Source organism: Flavobacterium sp. (genome assembly GCF_036405015.1).
Taxonomy (GTDB): Bacteria; Bacteroidota; Bacteroidia; order Flavobacteriales; family Flavobacteriaceae; genus Flavobacterium.
In genome coordinates, this window is the sequence record NZ_DASWYK010000143.1 from 1 (window position 1) to 24,502 (window position 24,502).

Annotated in this window: 20 protein-coding genes; 10 read left to right on the top strand and 10 right to left on the bottom strand. The window is 33.4% G+C overall.

Translation table 11 applies throughout. The features are described 5' to 3' along the window. The 6 genes from VGE71_RS10855 to VGE71_RS10880 form a co-directional block, all read right to left on the bottom strand. Positions 1–938: sugar kinase (locus tag VGE71_RS10855; RefSeq protein WP_331138346.1), on the bottom strand; the 938-nt coding region annotated here is incomplete at its 3' end. Positions 939–1,125: 187 nt separating this feature from the next. Then, positions 1,126–2,526: a glucuronate isomerase gene (uxaC, locus tag VGE71_RS10860; protein WP_331138347.1), complete on the bottom strand. Its 1,401-nt coding sequence runs from the start codon at positions 2,524–2,526 to the stop codon at positions 1,126–1,128. A 23-nt stretch (positions 2,527–2,549) separates the two neighbouring features. After that, positions 2,550–3,341, bottom strand: a complete 792-nt coding sequence (locus tag VGE71_RS10865; RefSeq protein WP_331138348.1) for a gluconate 5-dehydrogenase — start codon at positions 3,339–3,341, stop codon at positions 2,550–2,552. Positions 3,342–3,345: 4 nt separating this feature from the next. Then, positions 3,346–4,185, bottom strand: a complete 840-nt coding sequence (gene kduI / locus VGE71_RS10870; RefSeq protein WP_111377125.1) for a 5-dehydro-4-deoxy-D-glucuronate isomerase — start codon at positions 4,183–4,185, stop codon at positions 3,346–3,348. Between the two features lie 98 nt (positions 4,186–4,283). Further along, on the bottom strand, positions 4,284–5,600 hold the full coding sequence (locus tag VGE71_RS10875) for an MFS transporter (RefSeq protein ID WP_331138349.1): 1,317 nt from the start codon (positions 5,598–5,600) through the stop codon (positions 4,284–4,286). A 47-nt stretch (positions 5,601–5,647) separates the two neighbouring features. Next, a complete protein-coding gene (locus VGE71_RS10880) occupies positions 5,648–7,114 on the bottom strand; it encodes an MFS transporter (RefSeq protein ID WP_331138350.1) in 1,467 nt (488 codons plus the stop codon). 409 nt (positions 7,115–7,523) lie between these two features. On the opposite strand from VGE71_RS10880, the gene VGE71_RS10885 reads away from it, so the two are divergent. After that, positions 7,524–8,462: an alpha/beta hydrolase gene (locus VGE71_RS10885; protein ID WP_414656171.1), complete on the top strand. Its 939-nt coding sequence runs from the start codon at positions 7,524–7,526 to the stop codon at positions 8,460–8,462. A gap of 78 nt (positions 8,463–8,540) precedes the next feature. Here VGE71_RS10885 and VGE71_RS10890 read toward each other — a convergent pair whose 3' ends face one another. The 3 genes from VGE71_RS10890 to VGE71_RS10900 all read right to left on the bottom strand — a co-directional run bounded on the left by VGE71_RS10890 (position 8,541) and on the right by VGE71_RS10900 (position 13,726). Then, positions 8,541–10,004 carry a PepSY-associated TM helix domain-containing protein gene (locus VGE71_RS10890; protein WP_331138352.1) on the bottom strand — a complete coding sequence of 488 codons (1,464 nt, stop codon included), beginning with the start codon at positions 10,002–10,004 and terminating at the stop codon, positions 8,541–8,543. 74 nt (positions 10,005–10,078) lie between these two features. Next, on the bottom strand, positions 10,079–11,311 hold the full coding sequence (locus VGE71_RS10895; protein ID WP_331138353.1) for a DUF4374 domain-containing protein: 1,233 nt from the start codon (positions 11,309–11,311) through the stop codon (positions 10,079–10,081). 24 nt (positions 11,312–11,335) lie between these two features. Then, positions 11,336–13,726 carry a TonB-dependent receptor gene (locus tag VGE71_RS10900; RefSeq protein ID WP_331138354.1) on the bottom strand — a complete coding sequence of 797 codons (2,391 nt, stop codon included), beginning with the start codon at positions 13,724–13,726 and terminating at the stop codon, positions 11,336–11,338. A gap of 107 nt (positions 13,727–13,833) precedes the next feature. Here VGE71_RS10900 and VGE71_RS10905 point away from each other — a divergent pair, with 107 nt between their 5' ends. The 9 genes from VGE71_RS10905 to VGE71_RS10945 all read left to right on the top strand — a co-directional run bounded on the left by VGE71_RS10905 (position 13,834) and on the right by VGE71_RS10945 (position 23,775). Next, the gene (locus tag VGE71_RS10905; RefSeq protein ID WP_331138355.1) at positions 13,834–14,865 is read left to right on the top strand and encodes an AraC family transcriptional regulator; all 1,032 of its coding nucleotides are present in this window, start codon (positions 13,834–13,836) and stop codon (positions 14,863–14,865) included. An 817-nt stretch (positions 14,866–15,682) separates the two neighbouring features. Further along, entirely contained in the window at positions 15,683–15,997 is a 315-nt protein-coding gene (locus VGE71_RS10910) for a hypothetical protein (protein ID WP_331138356.1), read from the top strand. Positions 15,998–16,228: 231 nt separating this feature from the next. After that, on the top strand, positions 16,229–16,918 hold the full coding sequence (locus tag VGE71_RS10915; RefSeq protein ID WP_331138357.1) for a hydrolase: 690 nt from the start codon (positions 16,229–16,231) through the stop codon (positions 16,916–16,918). An 88-nt stretch (positions 16,919–17,006) separates the two neighbouring features. Further along, positions 17,007–18,794: an amidohydrolase gene (locus VGE71_RS10920; protein ID WP_331138358.1), complete on the top strand. Its 1,788-nt coding sequence runs from the start codon at positions 17,007–17,009 to the stop codon at positions 18,792–18,794. A gap of 5 nt (positions 18,795–18,799) precedes the next feature. Continuing rightward, a complete protein-coding gene (locus tag VGE71_RS10925; RefSeq protein ID WP_331138359.1) occupies positions 18,800–20,170 on the top strand; it encodes an alginate export family protein in 1,371 nt (456 codons plus the stop codon). Between the two features lie 25 nt (positions 20,171–20,195). Then, positions 20,196–20,762 carry a 2'-5' RNA ligase family protein gene (locus VGE71_RS10930; RefSeq protein ID WP_331138360.1) on the top strand — a complete coding sequence of 189 codons (567 nt, stop codon included), beginning with the start codon at positions 20,196–20,198 and terminating at the stop codon, positions 20,760–20,762. A 245-nt stretch (positions 20,763–21,007) separates the two neighbouring features. Beyond that, positions 21,008–21,931, top strand: a complete 924-nt coding sequence (locus VGE71_RS10935; RefSeq protein WP_331138361.1) for a helix-turn-helix transcriptional regulator — start codon at positions 21,008–21,010, stop codon at positions 21,929–21,931. A 195-nt stretch (positions 21,932–22,126) separates the two neighbouring features. After that, positions 22,127–22,852, top strand: a complete 726-nt coding sequence (locus tag VGE71_RS10940) for an SDR family oxidoreductase (RefSeq protein ID WP_331138362.1) — start codon at positions 22,127–22,129, stop codon at positions 22,850–22,852. 158 nt (positions 22,853–23,010) lie between these two features. After that, entirely contained in the window at positions 23,011–23,775 is a 765-nt protein-coding gene (locus VGE71_RS10945; RefSeq protein ID WP_331138363.1) for an SDR family NAD(P)-dependent oxidoreductase, read from the top strand. 198 nt (positions 23,776–23,973) lie between these two features. Here VGE71_RS10945 and VGE71_RS10950 read toward each other — a convergent pair whose 3' ends face one another. Continuing rightward, complete coding sequence (locus VGE71_RS10950) at positions 23,974–24,447, bottom strand: hypothetical protein (RefSeq protein ID WP_331138364.1); 474 nt, start codon at positions 24,445–24,447, stop codon at positions 23,974–23,976. Positions 24,448–24,502: the final 55 nt, after the last annotated feature.

Below are 24,502 nucleotides of genomic sequence, written 5' to 3' on the forward strand. Positions count from 1 at the left end.
GTATGTTTTAAACAACAAGCCGCAACTGCAAAATCTAATGCTCTTTGGTTGTTGTTTTGATATTCTAATAAACCATAAATTAATCCTCCCATAAAAGCATCGCCACTTCCTACGCGGTCTACAACCGGAGTAACTTCTTTAACGGCTGCACTGTGAATCGTTTTTCCGTCATATAAAATTCCACCAATTCTTTGGTGTGATGCACTTACAGAATAACGAAGTGTTGTTGCTGCAATCTGAAGATTTGGAATCAATTCAAACAATTTATCGTAAACTGTTGGAAGTGATTTTTCATCCTGATAATTTGGATTTACTTTTGGAATTCCCAACATGAAATAAGCCGTATCAATATCTCCCAAAATCACATTGCTGTATTTTAGCATTTCTGGCATTACTTCACTTGGTGTTTTTCCATACTGCCAAAGTTTTGATCTATAATTTAAGTCGCATGAGATTTTAACTCCTAATTTATGAGCGACTTTAATAGCTTCTAAACAAGCTTCTGCTGCACTTTCTGAAATGGCTGGTGTAATACCGCTCCAGTGAAACCATTCAGCACCTTCCAAAACTTTTTCCCAATCCACCATTCCTTTTTGGATTGTTGACATAGCACTGTGCGCACGGTCGTACACTACATTACTTCCGCGAGTTCCTGCACCTGTTTCTAAGAAATAGATTCCTAAACGTTCTCCTCCGTAAACCATGTTTTTAGATTCGACATTCATTTTTCGCATTTCTTTTAATGCTGAAAAACCAATTTCGTTTTCAGGTAATCTGGATACAAATTCAGCATTAATACCATAATTTGCCAAAGAAACACATACATTGAATTCTCCACCACCATAGGTTGCACCAAATGCTGTAGATTGTGAAAAACGTAAATGTCTCTCCGTTGAAAGACGAAGCATAATTTCTCCAAATGCAACTACTCTACTCATATTATTTTTATATTTATTTTTACCATTAAGGCATTAAGAAAATTAAGCTCTACCGTATGTTTTCTTTGCTAGTAAAAGTTAAGTTTATTAAGCCTGCTTGCTTAATTATCTTTATTTAAGCAACTTATTTATTACCCCAAAAACTTAATTTTCTTAATATCTTAATGGTTCCAAAAAAAACTTTTTGTTAGAATTTGAAATACTCTTTTGCGTTGTTGTATGAAATATCAGAAACTAATTTTCCAACCCATTCCATATCATTTGGCAATTCTCCTCTTTTGATTTCATCTCCAAGAAGATTACATAAAATACGTCTGAAATATTCATGTCTTGGAAACGATAAGAAACTTCTTGAATCTGTCAACATTCCAACGAAACAGCTAATTAAGCCCATGTTAGAAAGTGCATTCAATTGTTTTGTCATTCCGTCTTTTTGATCTAAGAACCACCATCCTGAACCAAATTGTACTTTTCCGCGAACGCTTCCGTCGTTGAAGTTTCCAATCATAGTTGCCATAACTTCGTTATCAGCAGGATTTAAGTTATAAATGATAGTTTTAGTCAATTTATCTTTACTGTCTAAAGCATTCAAGAAAGCAGATAATTTTTGTGCTTGAGGATAATCTCCGATAGAATCCCATCCTGTATCTGGACCTAAAATTCTGTGCATACGAGCATTATTGTTACGCAATGCACCTAAGTGAAACTGTTGTACCCATCCAAACTCATGATAAGTTTCTGATAAGAAAACTAAAATCGCACTATGGAATTTTAAAACTTCTTCTGGAGACAATTCGCCGTTTTCTCTTTTCTTTTTGAAAATAGCATTTACTTCACTTTCTGTAAAGCTTTCAAAATCAATTTGATTTAATCCGTGATCACTTAATTTACATCCGTTTGCATTAAAGAATTCGATTCTTTTTCTTAAAGCAGACTGTAAATCAGCGTAAGTGTTAATTGCAACTCCGGACACATCCCCTAATGTGTCCAGATATGCATTATAACCATCATTAGCAATTAAGATGGCTTTATCAGGTCTGAAAGCCGTACTCATCTTGATTCCAGTTGAGTTGTTTGCGAATTTTTGGTGAAATTCTAATGTATCAATTGGATCTTCTGTAGTACAAACCAATTCAGCGTTTACTTTTTTAAGAAGATTTTGCGTGCTGTAAGCTGGAGAATTGATTTTCTCAGATGTTTCTAAATAAATTTTCTCAGCCGACTTTTCATTCAACAAATCATAAATATCAAAATAGCGAGCCAATTCTAAATGAGTCCAGTGGTACAAAGGATTACGCATTGTGTACGGAACTGTTTTTCCCCAGTTTAAGAACTTATCTTTATCAGATCCATTTCCTGTAACAAACTGCTCGTTGATTCCTAAAGTACGCATTGCACGCCATTTGTAGTGGTCACCATTGATCCAAACTTGAGTAATATTTTCAAAGATTTTATCTTCGGCAATAAACTGTGGGTTTAAGTGATTATGGTAATCTATAATTGGCTGATTTTTAGAGTAATTGTGATATAACTCTTCAGCATATTTATTTTCTAATAAAAAATTATCGTTTATGAATGTCTGGCTCATGTCTTTTTAATATAATTTGAAAATTATTCTTCGTTTGAAGGTTTTCCGATTGTAGCAAGGATTCCACCGTCAACATACAAAATGTGACCGTTTACAAAATCACTTGCTTTTGATGATAAAAATATCGCTGCTCCGGCTAGATCGCTTGGATCTCCCCATTTCGCAGCTGGCGTTCTGCTAATAATGAAATCATTAAAAGGATGTCCGTCAACTCTAATTGGTTTTGTTTGCTCAGTTGCAAAATATCCAGGTCCGATTCCGTTAATCTGAACATTGTATTTTGCCCATTCTGTTGCCATGTTTTTAGTAAGCATTTTTAAACCGCCTTTTGCAGCAGCGTAAGCAGAAACTGTATTTCTACCCAACTCACTCATCATAGAACAGATATTGATGATTTTTCCTTGTCTTCTTTGGATCATCCCTTTTGCAACATGCTTAGAAACGATAAACGGACTTACTAAATCAATATCAACCACTTCTCTGAAATCAGAAACTTCCATATCTAACAACGGAATTCTTTTGATAATTCCAGCATTGTTGATTAAGATATCGATTGGTCCAACTTCACTTTCAATTTTTTGAACAGCTGTTTTCACTTCTTGCTCTTCTGTTACATTAAATTTGTAACCGACAGCATTAATTCCTTCACTTTTTAATTCTGCAACAGCAGTATCAATTTTTTCTTGAGAAGAATTTCCGTTTACAACAATTGTTGCACCCGCCTGACCTAATCCTTTTGCCATTGCCATTCCCAATCCGTGTGTACTTCCTGTGATAAGGGCAACTTTTCCTTTTATATCAAATAAATTTGTCATTTTCTTATCTTAAATCAGTGATTTTACAAACATCCATATCTCCGTAATCTAAGTTTTCACCAGCCATACCCCAGATAAAAGTATAATTACTAGTTCCCGAACCTGAGTGAATAGACCAAGGTGGAGAAATTACTGCCTGATGATTGTTCATCCAGATATGTCTTGTTTCCTGTGGTTGTCCCATAAAGTGGCAAACAGCTTGATCTTGTGGAATATCCAAATAGAAATAAACTTCCATTCTACGATCGTGAACATGTGCTGGCATTGTATTCCAAACACTTCCTGGTTTTAATTCTGTCATTCCCATTTGCAATTGGCAAGTTGTTACCACGCTTCCAATAATCATTTGGTTTACAGTTCGGTGATTAGCCGTTTCCATTGTTCCCAACTGTAATTTATTAGCTTCAGCTAAACTTACTTTTTTAGTTGGGTAAGTTGTGTGTGCTGGCGCTGAGTTTAAATAGAATTTAGCTGGATTGTTTTTGTCATCACTTTTAAAAACCACTTCTTTATTTCCAGCACCGATATACAAAGCATCTTTAAAACCTAACTCATAAGTAGTTCCTTCAACTACTACAGAACCACTTCCTCCAACATTAATAATTCCTAATTCTCTTCTTTCCAAAAAATAAGGAGCTTTAAGAGGATCGATTGTTTCTAAAGCCAAATCGCCTTTTACAGGAACTGCAGAACCTGCAATATATCTGTCGTAATGTGAATAAACCAACACTACTTCATCTTCCTGCATTAGGTCATCGATTAAGAATTCTTCTCTCAATTGCTGTGTGTCATATTTTTTAACAGCTTCAGGGCTTGACGCGTATCTTGAACTATATTTTGTCATAATTTTAAATTAATGTAATCGATTGCACAAAATTATATTTTTATATTTAAATAGCATAATTGAAACGAAAAAAATATTTCAATTCTGTTCATTTTTCTTTATAACTCAACCTTTTTCATTCGCGGAACCAGTAAATGCATTATCAGCCAAGCCAATAAATACGAAGCTCCACAAATACAGAACATAATAAAATAACCTGTTTCTACTTTACCCAATTTAGTATAGTAAACAAACATATTTTTCTGAACTAATAAGGTCAACAAAATTCCTCCTAATGCTCCAAACATCCCTCCCAATCCTGTAACCGATGCCGTTGCTTTTTTAGGAAACATATCTGATACTGTTGTAAAGATATTAGCGCTCCAAGCCTGATGAGCCGAAACAGCCAAACCAATTACTAAAATTGCAAACCAAATATTAATGCTTCCCAACTGTTGCGCAAATAAAACTGGCAGAACAGCAAAAGCATAAAGAAGCATACTTGTTTTACGAGCTTTGTAAGCAGGCCAGTTATTATTTATCAATTTTAACGGAAGCCAACCTCCGCCAATACTTCCAATACTTCCAATCATATAAACCAACGCACAAGGCCAAATAATTTCTGTTGCTGTAAGCTTATATTGTTTCATTAAAAAATCAGGCAACCAGAATAAATAAAACCACCAAACTGGATCTGTCAACAATTTTCCGATTGCAAAAGCCCAAGTTTGACGGAATGATAATAATTTAATCCACGAAACTTTTTCTTTTGATTCTTCTACAACTTCTTCTACTTTATCAGAAGTGATATATTCAAATTCTGCCTGAGACAAACGTTTTTGTTTCTGAGGAACTTCATACAACAAAAACCATAAAGCCAGCCAAATAAAACCAACAATTCCAGTTATGATAAAAGCCCATTGCCAGCCATATGTTTCTGCAATATGAGGAACAGTTAACGGAACTATAATGGCTCCAATATTACTCCCTGAATTAAAAATCCCTGTTGCAAGAGCTCTTTCTTTCTGTGGAAACCATTCTGCTGTAGCTTTAATTGCTGCTGGAAAGTTTCCCGCTTCTGTAACTCCTAAAAACACACGAGCAATCAAAAAACCTCCTGTTCCTGTTGCTAAAGCATGTCCAATTGCTGCTAAACTCCATAATCCTGTAGCAATGGCATAACCTAACTTCGTTCCTAATTTATCAATAATCCCACCAGCAACCAGCATTCCGAGTGCATATGCAATTTTAAAAGCCAATTCGATATTAGAGTAATCTATAACCTCCTGTTCGGGAGTCCAGTGAAACGCTTCTGCCAAAAAAGGCCTAAGGTAACTTATTACATTTCTATCCAGATAATTGACAGTTGTAGCAAAAAAAACTAAACTGCAAATAGTCCAACGGTATTTTCCTATTGCTTCATTAGCTTGATTCATGATGTGGTTTTGGTTTAGGTTGGTTAGTTAGTTTTGAGAGAACTTTTTTAAAGATCTGTAATCGGGCTGTATTTTGGAACTAATGTTTTCATTACAATCCAGCCTGTTAAATAACAAACTGCACAAATAGAAAATATGATAAAATATCCTGCCTCAATTCCTTTGAATCCCATAAAAACCATATTCGTATCTTTTGCATAATCAAATAAAACTCCAGATCCTTTATTAATTAAAGTAGATCCGATACCTCCTGCTAAACCTCCAATTCCTGTAATGGTTGCAATTGCTTTCTTTGGAAACATATCTCCTACTGTTGTAAAAATATTTGCAGACCAAGATTGGTGCGCTGCTCCCGCAATACCGATAATGATTACTGGAACCCAATAACTAATATATCCTAAAGGTTGAGCTACCAAAGCCAACAAAGGAAAAAATGCAAAAATCAACATTGATCTCATTCTTCCTTCGTACGGATTCATGCCTTTTTTCTCTACAAAATAAGTTGGAAGCCATCCTCCAATAATTGACAATAATGTAATCATATAAAGCACGAATAAAGGAAGAGCCGCTTCTGTAGAATCCATTCCGTAAACCGAACTTAAATAAGCTGGAGTCCAGAATAAGAAAAACCACCAAACACCATCTGTCATAAATTTACCAAAAGCAAATGCCCAAGTTTGTTTGTATTTAAAACAATCTATTAAAGACACTTTCCCTTTAGCTTCTGGTTTAAAACCAATTTTACTATCTACAATATCATCTTGTTGAATATAAGCAAGTTCTTCAGGAGTTACTTTTGAATGTCTTTCTGGCTTGTCATACATAAACATCCAAAATCCCATCCAAACAAATCCTAAAGCTCCAATGATGATAAACGACATTTCCCATCCAAAAGATTTGGCGATAAACGGAATTGTAATTGGCGCTGCCAAAGCCCCCACAGTTGCACCTGCATTGAAAATACTAGTTGCAAAAGCTCTGTCTTTTTTAGGAAAATATTCTGCTGTAGTTTTGATTGCTGCCGGAAAGTTTCCAGCTTCTCCAACTGCTAAAACGAAACGTGCAAAAATAAATAAAGCAACACTTACATTGATTACCAATGCGGTATCGCTTATTGTACTAATTATTTCTTTTGAACCATGAAAACCTACAAACCAGTCTCCCGTAATAATTCCCGAAGTTGCAATACCACAGAAAGCATGAAGACAAGCTCCAACAGACCAAATTCCGATTGCCCAAAGAAACCCTTTTTTTGTATCTAGCCAGTCTACAAATCTTCCAGCAAACAATAACGAAACTGCATAAAATATAGAGAACAAAGCTGTAATATTTCCGTAATCATTATTCGTCCAGTGAAATTCTGGTGCAATAAAATCACTCCATGTTAAAGAAAGTACTTGTCTGTCAAGGTAGTTGATTGTAGTTGCAAAAAATAACAATGCACAAATACTCCAACGGTATTTTCCAGTAGTTTTAATGCTTTGATTTACTGCAACATTTTCGGTTTGATTCATAGTAAGTTGGTATTATAGTTTTTGTAATTTTTGGTCATCTGAAATGCCTATATTTACTTCTTTCTAAAAATATTAAAATCAACAAATTAGCAATTTCGGAAACGAATAATGTAATCGATTGCACAAATATAGTTTTAAATCTCTAGAATCCAAATTAATTATATAAAAAATTATTTTAGCTATTTAAATAAACAAAATGCATAAAAAAAATAAAACAAAATTACACATTAAACAATATATTTGTTAAAAGCTAGCAGGTGAAATTCATCCTTTTTATGGGGTAAAAATTGTACTAAAACCTACTTCTTTGTAAACCGTTTTTAGCATTTTTTAATACCTTAAGCCATCGGTTGCAATTTTCACAACAAAACATCATAAACAACTATTAACCAAATAATTACAAAGCAAATTGAAAAATTTCAAAAAACAATCTTTAGGGAGAATATCGCTAAGCATTCTTCTTTTTTCTACTATGTTTTCACTACATGCACAAAATCAGGTAATTCCGTTGTGGAACAAAATTCCTGATGAAATTAAATCGGTTGATTATAAAGAAAAAGAAACAATAAAAGATGGAATAGTACAGAGTACAAGTCAGGTTTCAATACCTACTTTAAGTATTTTCATTCCAAAAGAAACAAAACCAAATCAAACTGCCGTTATTATTTGTCCAGGCGGAGGTTACAGCCACTTAGCTTTTGAAAAAGAAGGTACAAAAGTTGCAGAATGGTTTAATAGTATTGGAATAGCCGCTTTTGTTCTAAAATATCGCATGCCAACTGATTTAACAATGAAAAATAAAAACGTTGGTCCGTTACAAGATGCGCAGGAAGCTATTCGTTATGTAAGACAAAATGCAACAAAATGGAATATCGATCCAAGTAAAATAGGCATTCTTGGATTTTCTGCCGGAGGGCATTTAGCCTCAACCGCATCAACACATTTTGATGATAAAGTGTATGAATCAACCTATAAAGTAAGTGCAAGACCAGATTTTTCACTTTTGATTTATCCTGTTATTTCAATGGAAAATAATATCACTCACAAAGGCTCGCAAACTAATTTACTAGGAAACAATCCATCAGAAGAACTAATCAATTCATTTTCAAATGAAAAGAAAGTTACATCACAAACACCCCCAACATTTTTAGTTCATGCCACAGATGATACCGCTGTAATACCAGAAAACAGTATTAACTATTACCTAGCTTTGAAAAAAAACGGAGTTACAACAGAGTTACATTTATATGAAAAAGGTGGTCACGGATTCGGTTTAGGTGTAAAAGATACCAGCAAATTCTGGACTAAAGATTGCATTGAATGGCTTAAAGCCAATGGATACAACTAAAAAAAAGAAAGGCAAAACTTTTTCAAGCTTTGCCTTTTGATAAAAAAAAAAAGGAATTTAAAAAACCATTTTAATATTTTAAGCAGTAACTTCTTGTTCTGCGTTATTTTTCAATTTAGGAACAGGAATTGCTTTACTAGCCACTTTGGGCTTTGCAGCAGGCGCTTTCTTTTTACCAAATTTCTGTTTTCCCCACCAAATAATAAATCCTGTAATAGGTAAACTGGCAGAAATTAAACTCGCTAAAAAAGCAATAATTTTCCCTGTTAGTCCCAGAACACTTCCTACGTGAATATCGTAATTCATACGACGGATTTTGTCTGGAATATTGGCTTCTATATATTTTCCCGAAAATGGTGTTTTAATTGAGATTTCTTTCAAAGTCTGCTGATCAAAACTGTATCGATCCATATTATAGAAAGTATGTTTTTGTTTGTAAACAAAAGCACCTATTGGATCTGCAGGTTTTCCCGGAATACTAATTAAAATTCCTGCTGCCTGCGGATTTTCTTTTCTTAAATTCAACAAAACTTTATCAGCTGTTGTGATATTGAATGCTTTTACATTGGTTGTATCTGATTTTGGAGATTCGCGGTTTTCAGTCAGCGGTTTTCCTCCAGATGTTACCCAATACAATGATTTACTCCACCAGCCAAAACTCCAAACTAAGCCTGTTACAGCAATAAAAAACAAAAATATGCAGCTGTAAAAACCTAATACATTATGTAAATCGTAATTGACACGTTTAAAGCTCGCGTCCCACTTAATTTTAAAACTTTTATCAATGATGGATTTAATCCATTTTGTTGGCCACCATAAAACGATTCCTGAAATTAACAGTACAACAAAAATCAAAACAGCCACACCAACAATAGGTCTTCCGATATCATAAGGAAGCCATAAAGCACGGTGTCCATTTAAAATCCATCTAAAAAAATCAGGAGACTCTCCTCTAGAAAAAGTTTTTACATTTAATATTTCACCAGAATACGGATTCATATAAACACTTATAAAAGTTCCAGATCTTCTTCCGCCTTTGCGTTTTTCGCCCTTTCCTTTTCCTTTTTCGCCGGGTTTTCCTTGAGGTTTTAATTCAGATTTTCCTTTTTCCTGATTTTGAGCTAAATCTTTTTTACGCTCTCCTCTTTTATTTTCTCTTTTTTCACCTCTGCCTTTTTCACCTCTGCCTTTTTCGCCTTCTTCTTTTTTCTCTACAAAATAACCTACAATAGCCGCTTCATCTTTTGCTCCAAAAGTGACACTTGTAGCTTTTTTATCTTTCATTTTCTTATCTGCAATTGAAACCAATTGAGATGGCAATAAAAATGCTTCTTTCTGAGGTTTTACAAAACGCCAGTCTTCAATAAAATCTTTGATTTCATTTTCAAAAACATAAATACAGCCTGTAAGGCTGACAATTACTACGATAATTCCAGAGGCTAAACCGAGCCACAAATGCAGCCAAGCCATAATGCGCTTAAAAAGCGACTTTTTACTTTTTTTCTTAGGGGTATTAGGTTTTGGTTTTGAAAAAGAAAACATAATTGGATAGATAAATAGGATAAATAAAAAAAACCGCAAGTCCTCATAAAACAAGGACTTACGGCAAAAAAATATTAGTATTTTAATTTCTGAATAGCAGTAATTTGACCACCTTCAACTTTTAAACCTCTTGTTGCAACAGCTGTAGTTCCGTTAACTGTGTAAATCCAGCTTCCTTCTGGAGTATTTACACCTACAACAGCAGAATTTCCATCTTCTGTAGTAATGTTGTAACGGCTTGTAACAGAAGTTAACGTTTCAGGAGCATTTGTTACCCAAGTAAATGTTTGGTTGTAAACATCTGCAATAGCCATTTTAACTGCACCATTGTTTTTTCCAACATTTCCGTACATTAACAATAAGAATTTACCTTTTGAAATATAAGTTGTAGAAGAAATTTTGTATCCTCCAGATTTTTCTTGAACATTGAAGAAGTAAGATTTATCAAACTCTGTTGTTCCTTTTTTGATTTTTACAACCGCAGATGGTTTTGTAGAAGTCATCACAGCATTACTTGTAGCAATTGCTCCAGAGAATCCGTAAGCATCTCCATTTTCATCTTGGAATAATCCGTTTGTAAAGTAAGCTCCTAAATAACTTGTACGGTTATCTTTGATTACTTTCTCTAATTTAAGCTCCGGATAATTGTAAACCGCTACCCAAGTACTATCTGGATTTGCTGTTCCGAAGTTATCCAATCCGTCTCCTTTAATACTCATGTATGGCATAAATACTTTATCTCCAACTTGAGTTGCCCACGTAAAGAAAGCTCTCTCGCCATTACCAGCAAGTTTTTTTGTGTCTTGTTGCGCTTCACCAGTAATTAGCGATTTTGCCGCATCGATTTTATACATCATTGCAACAGATGTTGCACCACTTCTTGGAACTTTTACGGTTAAAATATCTTTATTTACAGCAGCAAAAACGTGTACAGTTTCTGCTTGGAAATCAGATTTTTTCTGTAGTTTACCTTCTGCAGTTAAGTTGTAAGTAGTAACAGCTCCTGGATTTCCTTGTCCGTATAATAAACTAAAAAAGTTATTTTCAGCAGTAATGTAATAACGGTACGTTCCGTCTTGTTCGATACCATTACCAATTGTACTTACTGTACCTGTTGTCACATCGTCTGCAGTTAATAAATAATCTGCAATTCCAACTGCTCCAGTAGTTGCTGTAATGATATATTTAGTTTTACCAGTATCGACTCCGCCTCCAGTTCCGTTACCTGAATTTTCGTCACTGCTACATGAGAATGTTGTAAAAGCTATAAAAGCTGCGAATAAAGCTAATTTGTTACCTCTTTTCATATTATTATGGATTTTAAAATTTTATTAATTTGATTTGGTGAAAAAATATCTGAATTTTATATAGAAAGCTCTACTTGGTTTTTGTAATGAAAAATTATCGTACAGCTTATTATCTAGGACGTTTTTACATTCTAAAGCAATATTATACTTACCATCTGCCATTGTATAAACTAAATTAAGATCATGATTGTACTGCACTGGAATTTCTAATTTCCCGTCTTTTACTCCCATACTTGGCCATGATAAATAATAAGTATGTACATAAAGAAGATTATAACCAACAGATAAATTATTCCCTTGTTTGAATACATCATTAAAAAATACGGTTGCATCAAGATTACCAAACATGTAGGGTATATTTGGAATTCTGTCTTTGTAGAACCAAGAAACTATTGTCTGTCCTGGCTCGTATTTAGTCATATTGCGGAGATTTTGATAAGTCATATTCAAACCGCTAGTAAATCTTTTTCGGTATGAATATCTAATTTCTCCATCTACACCATAATTGGTCATTTTTCCTAGATTTACCCAATAACTATCGACCTGATTATTAAACAATGTGTTACGAATAAAATCTCTGGCATCTCGATACATAAAGTTTGCATCAAATGTCAATGCATTTACTTTATTAAAGCTTGTTTGGTAACTTGCACCCAAATTATAGTTGTAACTTGATTCTGGCTTTAAATCGATGTTAGGTGCAACATTATCGTTTGGATTTCCAAAAAGTTCACGCGAACCTGGAAGACGGTAACTTTTTTCAAAAGAAGCTTTTATCTGCAAATTTTGTTTTACATAATAACTGCTTGCAAGTCCATATCCCAGCGTAGAAGTTCTATCTTCATATTTTTGATAAGCAATATCTCCTGCATTTCCACTTGGATTATAACTTCTTGAGTATTTAGTGTATAAATCGTAGTTTTTTAAGAATACAGAAGTACTCCATTTTTTATTATAATCGAATTTATAACCAAGACCTAAAATGTTTTTCTGTGTTTTTCTAGGCTGTTGATAAGCAATAGATTCAGGAACCAACTCATCTTCCTGCTTACGATCAAAAGTCGTAAAAGTATTATTAAGCATAAAAGAGTGACGTTCTCCTAAACTGTAAGTTGCATTGGCATTTACAATACCATTGTTATCACGCATTTTCATTAAGGTTCTTTGCTTTTCGCCTCCTTCTCCTGGATATTTGCGATAATCTCCAAACCAATTGTATTTAATAAATACCGTATCGACAGTTTGTTCTTCACCAAAATTGTAATTACCATTGACATTCACATTTAGACCTTTTGTAAACAAATCCTTTACTTGGTATTTAATGCTCGGCATTAGAATATTACCTTGTGTATAACGGCTTCCAAAAACAGCTTTCATTCTAGCACCAGTCTGAATTTCTGCTTTATTTTGTCCTCCTGTAAAACCAATCAATAATTTATCTGCGTATTTTTTTCCAGTAACACCAATATTTACAATTGCTGTTTCATTGTGGTAGGTATCATGAAATCTTCGAACTCTTGCATTTGGAAAATACTCACCAGTATATAAATCTGCTGCTTCAACATTTACCCAGTAATTATTATCTGAATAATTTTGAAACGCATTAATTTCGGTTGTAAAACCGCTTTTTGCAGTATATCCAGCATTGATAGCAGTTTTATGAGTATTAAATGAACCAAATGAATAAGAAGCATCTAAATAAGTTCTAGGTTTTGAATTGGTGACAATATTTACAGCTCCTCCCAAAGCATCACCTCCAAGCCAGATTGGCACTACACCTTTGTACACTTCTACACGATCGGCAAGGTTAATGGGAATATTATTTAATTGAAAAGAAGAACCAAAATTATCCATTGGAATACCATCAATAAAAACTTTAATCTGGTTACCCGAAAAACCATTAATAGAGAGTTCCGACTGAGAACCTACTCCACCTTGTTCACGAACACGAACTCCTGAAACTCTATCTAAAGCATGTGAAAGATCTAAGGTTGTATTGTGTAGTTTTTTAGCATCGATAGCAGTAACACTATAGGCTTGTTTGTTTACTTTGTCTGTCGCAGTACGTCCGATAACCGTCACGCTTTCCAACTCGTTTAATTCGCTGTCTAAACGAATGGATACATTGACATTATTACCAGAAGCTTCTATTGTTTTTTTGAAAGTTGAAAATCCTATCGCGGAAATTTTTAAAGTGTGTTTTCCTGATGGTACATTTTTGAAAGTGAAGTTTCCATTTTCATCAGAAATGGTACTTAAATTCGTTTTTTCGATAAAAACTGTCGCAAACGGAATGGTTTGTCCAGATTTTTCAGCAACTTGTCCAGTTACTGTAACGCCTTGATTTTGCTGAGAAAATGATAAGAACGAAAAGAAAAAAAATAAAATAAAATTTAAAAAATTTTGAGTTGACATATCTTTAATTAGACTAATTATAAATAAATTTGCTGCAAAAGTACCATCATCAACTAAAAAAAAGATAGGGAAAAACGGATTATTATTTTGTAAAAACGGATTAAATTTTGAAAATCAAAGCCACTCTTTTAACACCAGAAACTCCAATAATTAAAATTCAAATTGGAGATAAATATTACCCAAAAAGCATTTTAACGGAAGAAATTATTTCAATTAAAAATAAAGATTCTGAAAAAATAACAAGTCGCCATTTAATTACTGAAGGACTGGTTTTATTAGACACTCAAATGTATTATGACACTTCTAAAACTGTAACCTTTGAAATTGAAGAAGAATCTGTTGTAATGAATTTTATTTACACTAGTAACATAGAAACACAAATTGAGCAATTGGAAGGTGAAAAGTATTCTAAAGAAAATACTCATAATATATTTTACACCAATAACTTTAAAGCTACATTTACAATTCCAGCACACACTCAGATTAATTATTTGTCGATTATTTTATCTAAAGCGTTTTATTACAGCATAATAAATGAAGATTGGCAGCTTCATGAAAAATTTTCAAAAAATATTCTTCATAAAAAATCCAGTTATCTTGCTTCTAAATATCTTCCGTTTACGCCAGCAATACAATGGGTTACTCACGAAATAAAAAGCTGTACGCGGCAGGGCGCGTTGAAACGAATTTACATTGAAAGTAAAATCAAAGAATTGCTTATCCATCAGTTGGAAGCTATTCATACCCAACCTTCATCAAAAGAAAACATTGACAAGGAAGACTATAATAAGTTATTAGAAGCAAAAAAAATATTAGACACCGACTATCGAAACACACCTACTCTACCTGAACTTTCAAGAAAAATTTCATTAAACGAATTCAAGCTAAAAAAAGGATTTAAAGCTTGTTTTGGAACAACTGTCAAAAGCTATATCATTAAACTTAGAATGGAACATGCCAAGGAAATGTTTCAAAGCAAATCTGCAACGGTAAGTGAAGTGGCTTATAAATGTGGTTACAGAGATGTTTCACATTTTTCGGCTGCCTTTAAAAATTATTACGGATTCTCTCCTCAAAAATTCAAAATCAATACCGACATCCTTCAATTATGGCTCGTTGGACTTTCATTAATCTGCTAAAAAAAGGGTTTTAAAATTAGGTCCGTCGACTTAATCTTAAAACCCTAAAAAAATTAGACATTAATTGTACATAGCAAACTTATATACAAATACCCACGATCAAATGAATATGTCAATTTCAATGTAAAACGTTTCTCCAAAAACAGTTTTCTGTAAAAATTTAAATGACATCTAAAAAGGTAAAGAATGCCATCGTTTTCAAATTTTTACAGTTCAAAATTAGAATTCAAAAAACAGATTCCCTTACGGTTTTCCTCATTCAAGTGAAGTTTTTCACAACCTACCAAAAACAAGTCATTGATTAACAATGCATTAAAAAAATAACTTTAACATTATTTTAAACAAACAACAATCAATTTTAACATTTAAAGTGTAATAAACACACTTAAAAACAATGTTTCTTGTTCTAGATTAAGTTCTGTTTTTTTCTTGTCAACCTATATTTGCCTTATAAATTATTACGTTCTGTCAAAAACTGAAATTGAAATAGAAAGAAAACCTTAGAAACTAAGAAGCTTAGAAGCTCAAAACCTTTTCTTATTCTAGATTAAGTTGAAACAAAATTGGAACCAATAAATTTGCAAAGTAGATTACAAGTTCTGTCAAAAACTGAAATTAAAATAGAAAGAAAACCTTAGAAACTAAGAAGTTTAGAACCTCAGAATCTTTTCTTATTCTAGATTAAGTTGAAGCAAAAACGAAACTTATAAATTTGCAAAGTAGATTACAAGTTCCGTCAAAATTGAATGAAAAACAAAATGAAAAAAAACTAGAATCTCAGCGTCTTAGAGCCTTAGAATCTTAAAAACTAAAAAAAATGAAAACACTTGAATTCTTATTACTCGGAAAAAACGAAGCGATCCTGGCCATTTTACTTCGCCTTGTAAATGCTTATGAAGACTGGAACGCAGTCGCATTTGGCAACGAAAAAGAAGCTCAGGAATATTTTCAGAATCACAAAATCGACGTTGTTCTCTTAAGCTCCGGAATCGAAGATCATGTTGAAAAAGAGTTTACTTTATTTTGTTTAAAACAACAGCCAGACGTAGAAGTAATTGAACATTTTGGAGGCGGAAGCGGTTTACTAAAATCCGAAATTCTCCACAGATTACATCTAAAAGGAAAAATATAGGTACCAATATTTCTCTCTTTTAAAAATTCATTAAAAGCTTAACGAAAATCTTTGTAACGAATATCCAATTTTTAATAACGATATATCGTCAGGACAACTATTGCCTTTTCTGAACAACATTTTAAAAATCAAAACATTACAAACAAGGCATTTTATCTGAATGCAAAACACTGAAAATCAAATAATAAAAATATTTCAAACCCATTTAATTAACAACAAAATCAAATTATCATGAAAAAATTAATCCTTACAGCAGTTTTAGTATTAGTAACATTTATCGGATTCGCACAAAAACCAAGTCCAGCGCAATTGGATCCAACAAACCATACTTTAGTACTAATTGATTATGAAAGCCAAATGGCCTTTGCAGTAAACAACATTCCAATTGACCAACTTAGAAACAACACAGCATTAGTAGCGGGAGCTTCAAAAATCTTTAAAGTACCAACGATTGTAACAACAGTAGCAGAAAAATCATTCAGCGGACCTGTTTTTAAAGAAATCGAAGAATTTTATCCTCAAGCAACTTCAAACTATATCGATCGTACATCAATGAACACTTGGGAAGATATTCCAGCTCATAAAGCGATTGTAGCAAAAGGTAAAAAGAAATTAGTTTTTGGAGGTTTATGGACAAGTGTTTGTATCGTTGGACCAGCATTATCAGCTATCAACGAAGGTTATGATGTGTATGTAATTACAGATGCAAGTGGTGACATTTCTAAAGAAGCTCACGAAATGGCTGTAACTCGTATGGTTCAAGCTGGTGCTCACCCAATAACTTCATTACAATATTTATTAGAATTACAACGTGACTGGGCTCGTCAGGAAACTTACAAACCAGTAACAGATTTAGTTAAAAAATATGGTGGTGCTTACGGTGTAGGTGTTCAATACGCTCACGAAATGTTGAAACACTAAATAAATCTCTCATTCTGATAATCCTTAAAAAGGCTGTGTTAAGTCACAGTCTTTTTTTTACCCAAACCCAATTAAAAATACCACAATTATGAAACTGAATTTCAAAATTTTAGCTTTTCTTCTTCTTATTTCTCTTTCTATATTTTCTCAAAATAAAAAAGCTACACTTATTATTCATCACGCAGTAATTCACACTTTAGATAATAAAAACACTATAATTGAAGCTATGGCTGTAGCCGATGGAAAAATCCTTAAAACTGGAAAAAACAGCGAAATCTTAAAACTAAAAGATAAAAAAACAACAGTCATTGATGCACAAGGAAAAACAATTATTCCTGGAATATTCGACTCTCACATGCATATTATCCGTGGCGGAAGATTCTTTAATACTGAATTACGATGGGATGGTGTTCGTTCTTTAAAAAGAGCTTTAGCCATGTTGAAAGAACAAGCACAAAGAACTCCAAAAGGACAATGGGTTCGTGTTGTCGGCGGATGGAATGCGTATCAGTTTGAAGAAAAAAGATTGCCGACTTTAGCAGAAATTAATGAAGCAACCGGCGATGTTCCTGCTTTTATTCTTCACTTATACGGTTACGCTTATTTAAATAAATCAGGTTTAGCTGCATTAAAAATCGATGCTAATACACCAAATCCAAATGCAGGATTAATTGAAAAAGACGTTAACGGAAATCCAACAGGTTTATTGGTAGCTGAACCAAATGCTTTTATTCTGTACTCTACCCTTGCCAAACTTCCTGAATTAAGCGAAGACGAGAAATTCAACTCGACTAAACAATTTATGACCGAAATGAATCGTCTTGGTGTAACAGCAATTATGGATGCAGGAGGCGGATTTCAAAACTTTCCAGATGATTACGGAGTAACAAATGGTTTATGTAAAGACAGTGATTTAACGATTAGAATGCCTTATTATTTATTTGCACAAAAAGCAGGAAGCGAATTAAATGATTACACAAATTGGATGAAAACAGTTGAAATTGGTGAAGGCTGTCACGATGATCATCATTCAGATAAAGTAGAATATCATGTACAAGGCGCCGGAGAAAATTTGGTCATGAGCGCTGGAGATTTTGAAAACTTCGACAAACCAAGACCTGAATTGAGCCCAGCAATGGAAGGACAATTAAAAGAAGTTTTATCCTTATTAGTAAAAAACAGATGGCCGTTTAGAATTCATGCTACTTATAACGAAAGCATTACAAGATTCTTAAACGTAATTGAAGACATCAACAAAGAAACACCTCTAAACGGACTTTTATGGTTTTTTGATCACGGAGAAACGGTTTCTGTAGAAAACTTAAAACGCATTAAAGCTTTAAACGGCGGATTAGCAATTCAGCACAGAATGGCGTATCAGGGAGAAAGTTTCATTAAGAGATATGGAAAAGCCGCTGCTGCGAATACTGTTCCATTAAAGAAAATCTTAGAATTAGGAATTAAAGTGGGAATGGGAACAGACGGAACTCGTGTAGCAAGTTACAATCCGTGGGTTGGTTTATATTGGTTGACAACTGGAAAAACTTTAGGCGGATTAAAATATATGAATGATGAAAATATTGTAGACAGAACTACAGCCTTAAAATTATTCACTTACGGAAGCGCGGAACTCATCAATATTGAAAAAGACCGAGGAATTCTTACAGCCAACAAACTAGCCGATTTTGCGATTCTTTCTGATGATTACTTTACAACTTCTGAGGAAAAAATCTTAAACATCGAATCAAAACTGACAGTCGTAAACGGAAAAGTAATTTACGCTGACAATGACTTTAGAACTTTTGCCAACGAAAAACCAAAAGCAATTCCAGACTGGAGTCCAGTAAATTACTTTGGAGGATATCAAAAAAATTAAATAAAATGAAAAACACATTCTTACTATTGTTGCTTTTGGGAATCTTATTTTCTGCAAATGCACAACAAAAACCAGTTTTCCAAAAGCTGCGATATGAGGATGACTTCTCTTATCTAAAAGGCGATTCTACGAAAAACTTATACGAGAAAATCAAATATATTCCATTAGGAAAAAGCGATAAATTCTACGCTTCAATAGGCGGTGAAATCAGAGAACAATACTTCTACACCGTAAATGATAAATGGGGCGACGAAACTACTGGTGGAGATGGTTATTTACTTTCTAGATATTTATTAAATGTCAATGTTCGTTTAGGAAGATTTAGAACTTTTATTGAATTCCAAAGCAGTCTTGCCAACAGTAAGATCGATCCAAGTCCAGTAGATAAAAATGAACTAGATTTCCATCAGGCTTTTTTAGATATTGATTTAGTTCAAAACAAAGAACAGCAATTAACTTTTAGAGTAGGAAGACAGGAAATTGCATACGGTTCACAGCGTTTGGTTAGTGTACGCGAACGTCCAAATAATAGAATTGCTTTTGACGGACTAAAACTTTTCTTTAAAAACAAAAACTGGCAGACAGATGCTTTTTATTCGCATCCAGTTGCCAATAAACCTAGCGTTTTTAATGATGTTTTTAATGAAAAAGCCAAACTTTGGGGAAGTTATGCCGTAATTCACAAAGTGCCTTTTATTCAAAATATAGATTTGTATTATTTAGGTTTATGGAAAGACCGTGCTGTTTTTGCTAATGCAGTTGGTGAAGAAACCAGACATTCTGTTGGAACCAGAATCTGGAAAATAAAAGGAAACTGGAAATACGATTTTGAAGGATTATATCAATTTGGAACAATCAATTCACAGAACATTTCTGCTTGGACACTTTCATCAAATACCTCTTATACATTTGAAAACATCAAGTTCAAACCAGAAATTGGTTTAAAAACCGAATTTATTTCTGGAGATAAAAACAGTACTGATAATAAAATGCAAACCTTTAATCCGTTGTATCCAAAAGGCGCTTATTTTGGATTGGTTGGTTTAATTGGTCCGTCAAATTTGATCGACATCCACCCTTCTGTAGCTTTTGATTTAACTGAAAAATTAGGTTTTGGAATCGATTATGATATTTTCTGGAGAAGTTCGATCAACGACGGATTATACGCACCAAACATGCAGCTATTATATTCTGGAAAAGACACAACAGAACGTTTTGTTGGTACGCAGTTAATTGCCAATTTTGATTATAATTTGAATTCATTTTTAACCGTTTCTGTTGAAGGTGCATGGTTTAACGCAGGCGCATTTTTAAAAGAAGCCGGATCAGGAAAAGATTATTTTTATTCTGCTTTGACTGCACAATTTAAGTTTTAAATTTGTGTAAGTCAAAGTCCTAAAAATGGAGAAAAAGTATTCGGTTGTTTTTTATTCAGAATCAATAGTTGGTCCTGTTAAAAATATGAAAGACCTCTTAAAAAGTAAGGTCCCTAAGAATTGGTATAACAGTTGCAACTCTGAAGCACATATTACGATCTGCGAATTTACAATCGATGATTCAAAACTTGATTTCTACAAACAAAAGCTTTTAAAAATCGCCAACACATTTATTCCTTTTCAGGTTTCTTTAAATAGTTTTGGAAGTTTTCCAGCGAGCAATGCATTCTTTATTGCTCCAGATCATAATTCTAAAATTAAATTAGAATCCATAATGAAGAAAACACAAAATGCTCTTAAACCTTTAAAAATGTATAAGAGTTCAGAACCTCATATGTCAATTGGAAGAAAACTAACTCCCGAAAATCTCAAAATAGCTTCAGAACTTTTCACTACAATTGATTTGAAATTTTTATGTGATCAAATAGTTTTAAGAGAATTTGATCCTGTAAAAAAGCAGTTTTTTGTAATTGATACTTTTAAATTCGGAAGCAATCCTGAACCTGAGTTTGTGCAGGGAAGTTTGTTTTGATTTTTTCTTAACCGCAAAGACGCAAAGCTTGCGCAAAGTTCGCAAAGGTTATACGCATTGTATCTAAAAAACTTTGCGTCTTAGCTCCTTTAAAAGCCAATTCACCATACCAAAAAAACTTTGCGTGCTTTGCATAAACCTTAGCGAACTTTACGGTTAAACGCAACCTGAAACTTGAAACCTGCAACATCTCAAAACCAATCTTTATTTTTTTCGTATATTTGAATTTTACAATTCACTCCAATATGAAATCTCTAGATTCCTTTTACAAAGACATAACCGAAGGCTCTACTATTGAACCTAATTCTCTTCTTCCAAATGATATTCAGAAAGAGATTGGACACTTTAATGTTTTTGACATAAAAGAACTTTTAGAACGTCTCAAAGACAAACCGGGAATGCCTTATGACCGAAGAGCGTATTATAAAATCAGTTTAATTAGAGGCCACAATAAAGCAGAATATGCCGATAAAATAATCGAAATTGAAAAACAAGGATTGTTATTTGCAACACCCAAAATCCCATATAATTATTTACCTCAGGACACCAATCAAGGTGGGCAATTTTGTGTTTTCACCAGTGAATTTCTATCTAAAAACAAAAGTGGAATCGATTTGGACGAACTTCCCATTTTTGCTTCAGATGGATATCCCATTTTTCAATTATCTGATGAAGAAGTAGAAGAAGTTGCTTTGATTTTCAATAAAATACAAAAAGAAATCAACTCTGATTATATTTATAAATATGATTTAATCCGAAATTATGTAGCGGAGCTGATTCACTTCGGACAAAAGTTACAACCCATAACCGCTTTATACTCAAAGCATAATTCTGCTGCAAGAGTTTCTTCTTTATTTGCGGAATTGTTAGAAAGACAATTTCCAATTGAATCTCCGCGTCAGCGTTTAGAATTAAGAACCGCAAAAGATTTTGCGGCACGATTATCTGTACATGTCAATCATTTGAATAAGGTTTTAAAGGAAAACACTGGAAAGACTACAACCGAATTAATTAGTTCACGTTTAACAAACGAAGCCAAAATATTGTTGAAACAGACAGACTGGAACATCTCTGAAATCGCCTATTCCCTTGGTTTTGAAGAATTGGCACATTTCTCTAATTTCTTTAAAAAACAAACCACTTATACGCCTTTAGCTTTTAGAAGTTAATTTATTTGTTTCAGGTTTCAGGTTTCAGGTTTCAGGTTTCGAGAAACTTTGTCAAATTTGGAATTTGGTCCCGATGGCTATCGGGAGGAATTTCACAACTTGATTTGAATTTCGCAAACATCGGTTTGATATTTACAATTCTCCAGCACTGCTTCGTTTCTAACTTTGTCTCATCAAATTAAAAGATCGAAAAAGATGAATTTATCAAACAACAAAATTTTAATAACAGGCGGTGCAAGCGGTATCGGACTTGGACTTGCGGAACGATTTATTCAGGAAAACAATACCGTAATTATTTGCGGAAGAAGAGCTTCTCTTTTAGAAGAAGTAAAAGCGAAATTCCCAAAGATTATCACAAAAGTATGCGATTTATCTTTAGAAGAAGAACGCATTGCTCTTTATGAATGGACGGCAGCAAATCATCCTGATTTAGATGTTTTAGTAAACAACGCTGGAATTCAAAACTGGATGACGATAACGGATGCTGATTTTTATGAAAACATGAAAAATGAACTTACGACTAATATTGAAGCTCCTTTGCATTTAACTTCATTGTTCATTCAGTTACCATCACTTAAAACGGTAATGAATACCACTTCTGGATTGGCTTTTTCACCATTTGCAAGAGTACCGGTTTATTCGGCTACAAAAGCGTTTTTCCGTTCGTTTACACTTTCGCTTCGTCATTTATTAAAAGAAAAAAATATTGAAGTAATCGAAATTATCTCGCCAGCATTAAACACAGATTTAGGTGGAATCGGACTTCACGACGCACATCCGAGTGTAAGCAGTTTTATCGAATCTATTTTCGAACAATTGAAAGAAGGAAAGCAAGAACTGACTTTCGGAACAAGCGAAACCAGATTACACGCAAGCGCAGAAGATTTGAGAAATCATTTTGATGCAATGCATTCGAATTAAGCAAAATGTTGAATGTGAGATGTGAAATACAAAAAAAGATGTATCTTTTTAAAACCGAAAACATGACAAAAATTTCACATCCACATTTTCCATTTTACAACTAATATTTCACGTTTTACAAATTAATAATTAACCATTTACAATTAACAATTAAAAAGATGGCAGTAAATACAAAAATAGCTCTAGTTACAGGTGGTAGCAGAGGTTTAGGAAAAAATATGGCAATTGCAATTGCTAAAAAAGGATTGGATGTAATTATCACTTACAACAGTAAAAAAGATGAAGCTGACGCTGTAGTTTCAGAAATTGAGAGTTTCGGTCAAAAAGCTGCTGCTTTACAATTAAACGTTGCTGAATCAGGAACTTTTGATTCTTTCTATGAAAGTGTAAAAACTGTTCTGAAAGACACTTTTAACACAGATAAATTTGACTTTTTAGTAAACAACGCAGGAATTGGAATTCACAATTCTTTCATCGGAACAACAGAAGCTGAATTTGATCAATTGACTAATATTCAGTTTAAAGGTCCATTTTTCTTAACTCAAAAAGGACTTAACGTAATGAATGATGATGGAGGAATTGTAAATATTTCGACAGGTCTTGCAAGATTCTCTTTCCCAGGTTATGCTGCTTATGCTTCTATGAAAGGCGCGATTGAAACCTTAACAAAATATCAGGCAAAAGAATTTGGTGCAAGAAAGATTAGAGTAAATGTTGTAGCTCCTGGTGCTATAGAAACTGATTTTGGAGGCGGAGTTGTTCGTGATAATGAACAAATGAATCAGCAAATTGCTTCTGTAACAGCTTTAGGCAGAGTTGGTCTTCCTGACGATATTGGAGGTGTTGTTGCCTTTTTATGTTCAGAAGATGCTCGATGGGTAAACGCGCAGAGAATCGAAGTTTCTGGTGGAATGATGTTATAAAGTTTTTTAAATTTCAATTTATAAATTCCAAATTCCAAAATTCTAAATTAGATAATTAAACCTGACAGGCTTTAAAAACCTTTCAGGTTTATACTTGACATTTGAAACCTGAAACAAAATACAAAAACAAAACCCGATAAGCCTTAAAACTTATCGGGTTTGTTGCATTTCAAATAAAATTTGAATTAGTAAGCAAGTTTAATTTTTTTCGATAATTACATCGAATCCTCCGTCTTTATCAAACTGAATGTCGTAGAATTTGGAGTCTTTTGTTATTCCGACTTCATAGGTTGTTATATTTTTATAATCCACAACAAGTGCTATTTCGCGAATAGCTTTTGGTGAATAGTTTTTCTTTAGATACGACTGCGCTTTTAGCGGCAATTTATTTAAAGGAATCTGCAATTCATACGCTTTCATATTTCCTAAATTGTCGTAAATAGCTAACGCTTTTGTTTTAGCATCAACATTATATCGTGCTTCGTAACGAATTTCATCATTATCGTCTCCAACATATTCTTCGGACCAAACCGGAACTTTGCCGGGATATTCTTTTTCAAAAGCAAGTCTCACCTGTTCTGGCGGTGTTATTACTTTTTTCATATTGGTTCCTTCTTGTGCAAGTAGAAAACTGCTGCATAAAAAAGTAAAAATCAAAAACACGTTTTTCATAGTTTTATTTTTAAATTAAACTTTAAACAACGTATTAAAAGTACTACTTTTTTAT